This window comes from Aminobacter sp. AP02 (assembly GCF_003148805.1).
Classification (GTDB): domain Bacteria; phylum Pseudomonadota; class Alphaproteobacteria; order Rhizobiales; family Rhizobiaceae; genus Aminobacter.
Map to the genome: position 1 here is coordinate 20,312 of NZ_QGGX01000033.1, position 10,431 is coordinate 30,742.

9 protein-coding genes are annotated in these 10,431 nt (G+C 57.4%); all 9 read left to right on the plus strand.

The window, feature by feature from the left end; genetic code table 11:
• Positions 1-6 precede the first annotated feature (6 nt).
• The 9 genes from C8K44_RS25480 to C8K44_RS25520 all read left to right on the plus strand — a co-directional run bounded on the left by C8K44_RS25480 (position 7) and on the right by C8K44_RS25520 (position 10,396).
• Positions 7-1,071, plus strand: coding sequence for a beta-propeller fold lactonase family protein (locus tag C8K44_RS25480; RefSeq protein ID WP_109578565.1), 1,065 nt, complete (start codon positions 7-9; stop codon positions 1,069-1,071).
• A gap of 126 nt (positions 1,072-1,197) precedes the next feature.
• Positions 1,198-2,100, plus strand: coding sequence for a LysR family transcriptional regulator (locus tag C8K44_RS25485; protein WP_146204007.1), 903 nt, complete (start codon positions 1,198-1,200; stop codon positions 2,098-2,100).
• Between the two features lie 138 nt (positions 2,101-2,238).
• Positions 2,239-3,300, plus strand: coding sequence for an ABC transporter substrate-binding protein (locus C8K44_RS25490; protein ID WP_158282794.1), 1,062 nt, complete (start codon positions 2,239-2,241; stop codon positions 3,298-3,300).
• Positions 3,301-3,411: 111 nt separating this feature from the next.
• On the plus strand, positions 3,412-4,269 hold the full coding sequence (locus C8K44_RS25495) for an amidohydrolase family protein (protein WP_109578568.1): 858 nt from the start codon (positions 3,412-3,414) through the stop codon (positions 4,267-4,269).
• Between the two features lie 114 nt (positions 4,270-4,383).
• The gene (locus C8K44_RS25500) at positions 4,384-5,451 is read left to right on the plus strand and encodes a lactonase family protein (RefSeq protein ID WP_109578569.1); all 1,068 of its coding nucleotides are present in this window, start codon (positions 4,384-4,386) and stop codon (positions 5,449-5,451) included.
• 49 nt (positions 5,452-5,500) lie between these two features.
• Positions 5,501-6,304 (plus strand): ABC transporter ATP-binding protein, encoded by an 804-nt coding sequence (locus C8K44_RS25505; protein WP_109578570.1) that lies wholly within the window; start codon positions 5,501-5,503, stop codon positions 6,302-6,304.
• Between the two features lie 19 nt (positions 6,305-6,323).
• Positions 6,324-7,169, plus strand: coding sequence for an ABC transporter permease (locus C8K44_RS25510; protein ID WP_109578571.1), 846 nt, complete (start codon positions 6,324-6,326; stop codon positions 7,167-7,169).
• Positions 7,170-7,235: 66 nt separating this feature from the next.
• The gene (locus tag C8K44_RS25515; protein ID WP_109578572.1) at positions 7,236-8,261 is read left to right on the plus strand and encodes an ABC transporter substrate-binding protein; all 1,026 of its coding nucleotides are present in this window, start codon (positions 7,236-7,238) and stop codon (positions 8,259-8,261) included.
• A gap of 170 nt (positions 8,262-8,431) precedes the next feature.
• Complete coding sequence (locus tag C8K44_RS25520; protein ID WP_146204008.1) at positions 8,432-10,396, plus strand: carboxypeptidase-like regulatory domain-containing protein; 1,965 nt, start codon at positions 8,432-8,434, stop codon at positions 10,394-10,396.
• The last annotated feature ends 35 nt before the right edge of the window (positions 10,397-10,431 follow it).

Consider the following 10,431-nt stretch of genomic DNA (forward strand, 5'->3'; position numbering starts at 1 on the left):
ACTCCCATGCCTGTCGGTCGTGTCTACGGCTATCTCGCTCACGGTTCGAGGAAGCTGTCCGTTTTGGCCATGTCGCCAAAAGGCGAATTCACGCAGATTCAAGAGGTAGCCATCAATGACTCCGATGTCCCGGAGGGCGTCCGTGCCGGCCGTTTTACGGCCCTCTGCGTCAGCCCCGACCGCAGATACTTGTTTGCGTCGAACCGCACCGCCCCCTACTCGATCCGTAGCTTCGCAATCAATCGGGACGACGGCACACTGACCTTGCTAAGTGAAACGCCCACGGTGGAAAGCTCCCCTTTCCTATCGACCGACAGGACTGGCCGTTTTCTGCTTGCCGCTCACAATCCGCCGGATCGCAATCGCCGCACGGGCTTCGTAACTGTCAGCGTGATCAACGATGGCTTCTTGCAGCCGCCGCACCAGATTATTCGCACCCCACCCAAGACCCACGCCATCCGGGCCGACAGCTCCAACCGTTTTGTCCTGGCCCCTGCCTGTGACGCAGATGTCGTCGTTCGCTTCGGTTTCAACGAAGCGACTGGGATGCTCGACCCCAACATTCTTTCCACGCTGGTCATGCGCCCCGAAACCGGGCCGCGCCACTACGTGTTTCATCCCAACAACCGGTACGTCTACACCCTCAACGAATATGACGGCGCGGTGTATGTCTACTCGTTCGATCCGCGCGATGGCGCCATGTCAGAGATTCAGGTTGCCTTCGTTCGGCATCCGGACATCAAACCAGGCGAGAACGTCCGCGCTGGTGACCTGCACATAACGCCCAATGGGAAGTTCCTGTATGCGGCCGTCCGCGGCAGCTGCACCATGGCCGGGCTGAAGATCGATCCGGCAACTGGCCTGGTCAGCGTGATTGGCCATACTCCTGTCGACAAGGAGCCGCGAGGCTTCAACATCGATCCCTTCGGACGGTTCCTGGTTGTCAACGGACTGATGACCAACACCGCGGTCACCTACGCGATCGAGCCGAGCACTGGCGAATTGAACAAGGTCGCCTCGTTTTCGTCGATGGAAGACCCAAACTGGATCGAGCTTGTTTGCCTGTCCTGACGACGCCGCAATGAACGTAAGGGCGTTACCTCAATGCAAAGGTGACGCCCGTATGTGCGCTAGAACACTGCGTGGAGGATCCAGCGGCATATCGCAGCGACCGCCCAGGGAGTCCGGGAGGAGACATTGGATCGTCTAGTGGCGATGCGTCATTTTCTGGCAGTCATTGATGGCGCCAACTTTTCGAAGGCCGCCAAGCGGCTGCGCGTGTCAAAAGCTACCGTTACTCAATCGGTAAAGAACCTGGAGGGTCATCTCGGCGTACGGCTGTTGAACCGGACGACGCGACAGGTGAGACTTACGTCGGAGGGTGAGGCATATGCAGAACGATGCCACGAACTCCTGCAAGAACTCGATCGGCTAGATCTCGAGATCGCCGAGTCGGCCAAGGCTGCCTCGGGCGAACTCAGGATCGAATTGCCTTCAGAAATCGGCCACACACATATCCTACCGAAGATCATGGAGTTTGCAGAACTCCACCCTGATGTGCGGACCTCGATCATTCTCACCGCCGATCCCAGCAGCCTTATTGATGCGGGCATCGACGTCGCTCTACAGCTGGGAGATCTCGTTTCGTCTTCCCTCATCGCCCGCAAGATCGCAACGACCCGCCAAGTCGCCTGCGCCTCCCCTTCCTTTCTCTCCGGCTATGCAAAGCCTCTGCATCCTAACGATTTGCTCGACATGGCCTGCCTGGGATTCTTCTCACCCAAAACCTCGAAGCCTCGCAAATGGTCCTTCCGCAAGGGAGACGAAACCTGTGAGTTCCTCCCCAATGGCCCCATGCAGCTGAACAATGGCAACGCCCTGATCAATGTGGCCAGACGCGGCGCCGGCGTAATTTACGTGCCCGACATACTGGTGCGCCATCACATAGCGTCTGGGGAGCTCGTGCAATTGCTGCAGGACTGGGAAACCATCGAGCGCGGGCTTTACATAGTCTGCCAAAACCGGCGCAACTTGTCGGCAAAAGTGCGGGCTTTCGTCTCGTTTGTCGAAACGAGCTTCTTCGAGGAAGCATCTGCCTGAGCCTCGGCAAGAGCCGCGGCATTTTTCAGGAATACTAAACAGTGAATTCGGCGATCTGGCGCGGGATTCGGGGACTCTTCGGTGGCCACCTAGCTCCGCACAATGTATCCTAATTTGCATCCAATAAAGAAGAAAACATTGGATATCATCGTCAGGGAGGAAACTGCGATGCGAGAACTAAGACTTGACCGCCGGCAATTGCTGCACCGGACCGCAATGTTCGGTGTTGGCGGGGTAGCGCTGCAAACGGGGATGTTTGGATTGCCAACATTCGGTCGCGCGGCGGCTTCACTGAACACGGTGAGCCTCTATGGCAATGTGTCGCCGATCTTCGACGAATTGATGAAGGCTGGGAGATATTACGAAGAGTTTGGCCTGGAGACATCGAAAACGACAGTTTCCGATGGGACCAAAATCATTGCTTCACTTGTCAGTGGTGCTTCTGATCTTTCGACGGGAAGCGGTTTCAGTGGTGTCTTTCCCGCGGTGGCCAAGGGCGCGAAACTGAAGGTTCTCGCTGGTGTCTATCTCAGGCCCCAGACCGCTCTCTTCGCAAAGAGTCCCGATATTCGCTCTTCGGCCGATCTCGTCGGCAAGACGGTTGCCATCGGTCCGGTTGGTGCTCAGCTGCACGCCCTCTCCATCGCCCTGCTCAGAAAGAAGGGGGTCGACGCGACGAATGTAAAGTTCGTCAATATTGGCGCGATCTCAGATGTCTTCAAAGCTGTCGTCGCCGGCACCGTCGATGCTGGCTTTGGAACCGCTGACGTCTACTTCGAGCAGGAAAAGTACGGAGTTCATTCCCTTTCGGATGGAGCTCTCTGGAACGAGCTGCCGGAATACACCAATCAGGCAATGGTGGCATCAGATCAGGCGATAGCCGAAAAGCGCGACGATCTCGTCAAAGCGCTTGCAGCGCACGCCAAGCTGTTCCGTTTCATCAGCTCGCCACAGTCCGAGGAGCCTTGGATCAAGGCACGTGCCATAGTCACGGGTAAGGACAATCCCCGTGAAGCCCAGGCGCAATGGAAGTTCTTCAACGCCCCTGGAATGCTTGCTGCAGATCTAGTTCTTGAGCCTTCACGCTTCGACTTCATCCAGAAACTTAATGTCGAAGTCGGGGTCCAGAAGGACATGCTGCCTTTCGAGCAGTTTGCCGACATGTCCATCGCCCAAGACGCACTGAAACAACTCGGCTGAGTCCTCTGCTGACTTAACAACGTTGGAAGCTGGCTATCGGACGACGATCACGTCATCGGCCGGGGAAATCCGCGGCCGAAAGAGACTCCCCGTGACAGAGACAGGTATAGCATGCCGAGCACGCTGATCGACATCCACCCGCATATCGTCTCGAGCGATACACAGCGCTACCCGCTGGCGCCGCTTCACGGAAAGCGGTCGGACTGGTCGTCAACCCGATCGAAGGCCTTTGAGGAAGTCGTCGCCGGCATGAACAGTGCAGCCATCGACAAGGCTTGCATCGTCCATTCGTCCACGACCTACGGCTTCGACAACTCTTACGTGGCCGACACCGTCGAAGCCAATCCGTCGCGCTTTACCGGCGTCTTCTCCGTCGACATGACAGCGCCGGACGCAGCGGCGAAGGTGCGCCATTGGGTTGGCCGCGGTCTAACAGGCATTCGCGTCTATACTGGGGGATCGACATTCGCGGAACAGTCCGGGCTGTTGTCCGACCCGATCACTTTTCCTGCGTGGGACGCAGCTGTTGAGCTTGGGATCACGATCACGGTCCAGCTTCGTCCCGAAGGGCTCTCGCAACTGCTAACTATGATCAGGCGATACCCGCAGGCCAGGATCCTGATCGATAACCTGCTTAGGCCGAATTATCAGGAAGGGCCGCCATATTACGGCTCGGAGCACACGTTCTGCCTCGCCCGATACCACAACGTTCATATGAAGATCATCACCAACAGTGTCCGGGATGCGCGGAAGGGCAAGGGAACACCTGAGACCTTCTTTCCGCGCCTAGTCCAGGAATTCGGCGCACAACGGATCGCCTGGGGCTCGAACTACCCCGCTTCCGAAGGGACGCTGAAAGAGATTGTCGACGAGGCAAAGGGAGCACTGTCCTGCCTGTCGCAGAACGAACAGCACTGGATATTCGCCCAGACTGCACAAACACTCTTCCCAACGTTGGCGGACGAATGATGTCCCCAGTTCCCACTCACCACCAGGCAACTGCCGAATGTACCGATCGTCGCTTCGCTCAGCCTGAGCAAGCACGGGGCCTGGTCCTGCGAGCGAAGCAAAGAAGCGAAGAAAATGATGTCTGAGAGTGGAACCTATGTTTACGTCTCGCAGCACGGCAGCGAACAGATCTCGGTGCTGCGCCTGGCATCCGACAGCGGCGAACTCACGAGGATTCAGGATCTGGGCGTTGGCGGCAAAGTCATGCCGATGGCTGTTAGTCCTGATCGCCGGTTCCTTTACGCAGCGCTACGCAACAACCCAAATTGGTCAATCGAGAGTTTCGCCATCGAGGCGCGCAGCGGGAAGCTGACTCATCTTTCGAGCACCCCTTCCTTCAACAGCACGGTTTATCTGTCGACGGACAAGACTGGCAAATTCTTGTTCTGCGCAAACAATCCCAACAACTACGACCACCGAACAGGCGCACTCAGTGTCAGCGCCATTGGCGACCAAGGGGTCGTCCAATCGCCTTACGACATGATCCGCACCGCCCCGAAACTGCACGCGACACTTCCCGACCCATCCAACCGGTTTGTGTTCGGCACGAGTTGCGATGGAGATTCTATCCTTGGTTACAAATTCGATGCCGTCACAGGGGCAATCGATCCTGCTCCGTTGCCGCCTGTCCTGATAGAGCGCAAGCGTGGGCCGCGGCATTTCGTTTTTCATCCAAACAACCGGTTTCTCTATCTGGTCAACGAGTATGACGCATCCGTCTACGTCTTCCGCTACGACATCGCCAAAGGCAATCTGCACGAACTTCAGGTCGCCGATGCCAAGCCTGAAGGCTACACGCCGATAGAGCGAGGACGGCTCGGAATTTCCGCGGCTGGAGCGGATCTTCATTTCACTCCAGACGGCAGATGGCTCTACGTTTCCGTTCGCGGCTCTCTGACCATGGCCGTCTTTGCAGTCGATCCGACGTCTGGCCTGATGAGGCTGACCGATCACTTCCCCATGCCCAAGGAGCCGCGCGGGTTCAACGTCGACCCGTTTGGACGCTACCTTCTTGTGGCGGGAGATGCCGACAACACGCTGGTTTCGTTCAGAATTGACTCCGGGACCGGGGGTCTGCAGCGGGTCGCAGAATACTCGATGGGAGAAGGCCCTAACTGGGTCGAATGCGTCAGGCTGAACTAGCTGCACGCTGCTTACACCTATCCAACAGCTCAACGGAGGAGGCAGATTGATGGGAGCGAAAATAAAGCTTTCGGTCGAGGACGTGTCCAAGACCTTTCGCATTCGAGGAGGACAAAACTCCGAGGACACCTTCCTTGCTGTTCTGAGGCACGTTTCATTCGACGTGCGGGAGGGGGAGATTGTCTCCCTGATCGGCGAGAGCGGGTGCGGCAAGACAACCTTGCTCCGCATCATTCAAGGGCTTATCCGGCTCGATGCGGGCGCGGTCAAAGTGGACGGGCAAACGGTCACGAAACCAGGACCGGACCGGGGCTTCGTTTTCCAGCAGGCGAGCCTGCTTCCCTGGCGCTCTGCACGCGCAAATGTCGAGTTCGGCTTGGAACTGCAGGGCGTACCGGCAGCAAGCCGACGCGACCAGGCCCAGAAACTGCTCAGGCTGGTCGGCCTCGAAACGTCCGGAGAGCAGTTCCCACATCAGTTGTCGGGGGGCATGCAGCAACGCATCGGGCTTGCTCGCGCATTGGCCATCGATCCGTCGATCTTGCTGATGGATGAACCGTTCAGTGCTCTCGACGCCCAGACGCGCGAGGAACTGCAAGGTGAGCTGCTACGCATCCAGCGGGAAACTGGCAAGACGATCATCTTCGTGACGCACGATCTCGACGAGGCGATCTACCTCAGTAATCGTGTCTTCGTGCTCGGCGCCAAGCCAGGACGCGTCAAGAAAATCATTGATGTCCCGTTCACGGGCATCAGGCCCGAGCTACCTGAGCTGCGCGGCGATCCAAGATTCCAGGAGATCCGCGCGGAGATGTGGAACCTGATCCGCAAACCCGTGCCGCTGGCGGCATGATCATCGGAAAGGTTCAACCATGTCGATTACCGAAATAAGAAACGTCAGTGCCTCTGCATCTCTCGATATATCCAACCCTGCCGACGTCGAGGACCTCATTCCTCCGGATTCATCGAGAAGCAGGCTCTGGATCATTCGCATCTGTTCGATCGTTTTCACGTTCGGCGCTTGGGAAATACTGGGGCGGCAGGTGGACCCCCTGTTCATGTCCTATCCAACAGCCATTGCGCACGCAGGTGTTCGACTGGTGCAGAATGGCGAGCTTTTCACTGCCTTGCAAAGCAGCTTGCGGTCGCTGGTCGTTTCGTTTGGATTTGCTGTCGTAATAGGTCTGGCCCTCGGTCTGCTTATCGGCCGATATCGCTCCGTCGAGGCCGCGACCGACTGGATCGTCAACGCACTCTATGCAACGCCCAAGGTGGCCATCCTGCCGCTTGTCATCTTGTGGTTCGGCTTAGGAGACACCGCGAAGATATTCATTGTCTCGTTGCTCGCGGTGTTTCCGATTCTCATCAATACGATCTCCGGTGTCCGAAACGTGCCCGCACAGCTCATTGATGTCGGAAATGCGTTCGCAGCGAGAGAAGACCAGATCTTCCGCAAGATCATCCTGCCATCTGCGATGCCCTACATGATGACCGGAATCCGGCTCGGCATTGGTCGCGCAATCATCGGCCTGGTCGTGGCGGAATTCTTCACTGCGATGACCGGACTAGGCGCTCTGATTGTCAAATACGGCAACCAGTACGACACCGCGAGCATGTTCGTGCCCATCATCCTGCTGAGTTTCATCGGCGTGGTGACATCGAGCCTGGTGAAGTGGGTCGAACAGCGACTGGCCCCCTGGCGCTACACCGAGGAATAAGCCCAGCGACAACAACAACTGGCTGCCACGAAAGAATGGTGGCGAGAAGAAAGGGAGGAGCATGACATGAACCTGAAGAACATGAGGCGTCGCGATTTTACGCGATTTGCAGGGGGGCTCGGCGCTCTTGCAATTGGAGGTCGACTGCTGCCCTCAGGCGCACTGGCTCAAGGCAAAGACACCGTCTCTATCGCCACAGTTAGCGGCATCTATGCCCAGACGCTGACGAAGCTAATGATCAATCAAGGCTATCTCGAGCAATTTGGCCTTGAGGCCAAATACGTGCCGGTAGCTGATGGGTCGAAAATCATCGGCGCGCTATTGAGCGGAGAGGTCGACGTCTGCATGGGATCTGGCTTCCCGCAGGTGCTGCCTGCCATCGAAAAGGGCGGTAAGCTAAAGATACTGGCGACGGCTTCCAACGCTGTCATGTCGGTGATCTACAGCGGCAATCCAGAAATCAAGTCGATAAAGGACCTTGAAGGTCGCACAATCGGCATTGGTTCGCTCGGGGCAATGGTCCACACGTATGTCGTCGCCATGCTTCGCAAGGAAGGCATCGACGAGAAAAACGTGAAGTTCGTCAACATCGGCGGCAATGCCGATATCTTCCGCGCAGTTTCGGCTGGCATTGTCGACGCAGGGCCTGGCGAACCGCAATTCATGTTCGAACAGGAAAAATACAAGGTCCACGTTGTCGCCGAAGTTTACAAGGCTTTGCCGGAATTCATCGGACAGGCCTCATATGCCAGCGGCAGCGTCGTAGCGGATCGCCGCGACGTTCTTGTGAGAACGCTGGCTGCCTATCGCAGGCTCTACCGCTTTGTGCAGGAGGGCGATTCCCAGGATGCATGGATCAAGGCACGGTCGGAGGCGATGGGGAAGGATCAGAGCTCTGAAGGGCTGAACCAGTGGAATCTGCTTCGTCAAAACAAGCTGATGCCGATCGATCTCGTCATGCCTGAGGAAAGCGTCCGCTGGATGCAAGAGTTGAACGCCTCTCTGGGCGTTCAACAAAAGATTGTTCCATTCGACACGGCAACCGACATGTCGCTGGCGCGAGACGCAATAGCGCTCGAAGACAAGAGCTAACCTGACGATTTGTCGGCGACCGTGATTGGAGCGCGCGCCGACAGATCCTACAGCAAGTTAAGTCCGCCCGAAATTCGTTCGTGCTCGTCGCGTGTGCCGCACACGCGACGGACGAGCCCCTCTGTGCGTAAGGCGCAGAGCTTCCATACCGACAGCAGTGGAGACGGCCGATGACACTGGAATCAACAAAGAGGATCGACAAAGCCCTGCGAATTAGCACGGCGGCTCTCAGTATTGCCTCGTCGCTGGTAGCATGGCCAGCCGTGGCAACCGCCGAGCAAGTCACCATAGACATGGATGATATCGGTGGAGTTGTAACCGGTGCGAAAGGACCGGAAGCAGGGGTATGGGTGATCGCCGAAACCAGGGATTTGCCCACGAGGTTTATCAAGATCGTGGTTACAGACGAACAGGGTCGCTTCGTGGTGCCCGATCTTCCTCCGGCAACTTATGATGTCTGGGTGCGTGGCTATGGTCTGGTCGACTCGCCAAAACTCAAATCTGGGCCCGGCAAGATCGTTGAGCTAGAAGCGGTCAATGCACCGGACAAGGCTGCGGCAGCGCACTACTATCCTGCGCTTTACTGGTATTCGATGCTGAAGATCCCTGAAAAGGGCCAATTTCCGATCGGGGAAGTCAAGAGCCAGGATCAATGGCTCAACCTGGTGAAGACCAACAGGTGCATTACCTGTCACCAACTTGGCGATGAAGCCACACGGACCATCCCGTCGGTCCTCGGCACCTTCAAGACTTCGGCTGAGGCTTGGGAGCGCCGCATCCAATCGGGCCAGGCCGGCACGGACATGATAAACGGCATCTCGCTCTTGGACATGCCCACGGCACTGGCCAATTTTGGCGAGTGGACTGATCGCGTTGGAGCCGGCGAATTGCCGTTCGTAACGCCGCCGCGGCCGACGGGGGCGGAAAGAAATGTCATTGTCACACAGTGGGATTGGGCTAGCCCAACGAGCTATCTGCATGATGAGATTGCGACAGACAAACGCAATCCGACCGTGAATGCCTACGGTCCACTTTATGGTTCACCCGAAAAGAGCACCGACAACGTTCCCATCCTCGATCCGGTCAAGCACGTCACAAGTTCGGTGCGCGCACCGATCCTCGGCGAGGATACGCCGAACACGCAAGACGAGGATCCGGTCATTGCCTCGTCGCCCTATTGGGGCGAAGAGGCAATCTGGGACAGCAGGACAATCATCCATAACCCGATGTTCGACGAACAGGGACGGGTTTGGTTCACGCATCGAATTCGCGCCGATCAGACCGCAGCCTTCTGCCGCAAGGGTTCGGACCTGGTTTCTGCGAAGCTGTTCCCAATCGAAGCGTCGGGGCGACAGCTTTCGATGTATGATCCCAAGGCAAAGAAATGGATGCTGATCGACACCTGCTTCGGCACTCACCATCTTCAGTTCGGTTTCGACGCTGACAACACGCTGTGGACCAGCGGTGGCGGCGACGTTGTGGGCTGGGTCAACACGCGAAAACTGTTCGACACAGGCGATCAAGCCGGGTCACAGGGATGGACGGCATTGATCGTCGACACCAATGGCGACGGCAAGCGTGACGAAGGCTACAACGAGCCGGGAAAGCCGATCGATCCCACAAAGGACACAAGGGTCAAAGCTCCGTTCTACAGCATCGCTCCCAATCCCGCGGATGGCACCGTATGGGGCTCGAGCACTTCTGGCTACGTCATGCGCGTCGATCCAGGTGCAAGTCCGCCGAGGACGGCTCTGACCGAGATTTATCGCGTCCCTGCCGAAGGCATTGGAATCCGTGGCGGCGATATCGATAGCCGCGGCGTGTTCTGGGCTGGTCTGTCAGGTGGCCAGTTTGCTAGCTTTGATCGAAGCAAATGTAAGGGACCGCTAAATGGACCCGGTGCTGAAAAAGGAGCACTCTGTCCGGAAGGATGGACGCTCTACCCATTCCCAGGACCTAACTTTGCTGGCATTGACGGCAAGGGAAGCGCCGAATCCAGCTACTACGCCTGGGTCGATCAGCACAATACGCTTGGGCTCGGTCGTGATGTCCCAATCGCCACCGGCAATCTCTCGGACTTCGGTAACGAGGCCGTCCCAGTCAAGCGGTTTTGCGCATGGGAGGGCGGCCGCTAAGGTGCGGTTATGAACCTGCTCTTTCTGATCCGTCC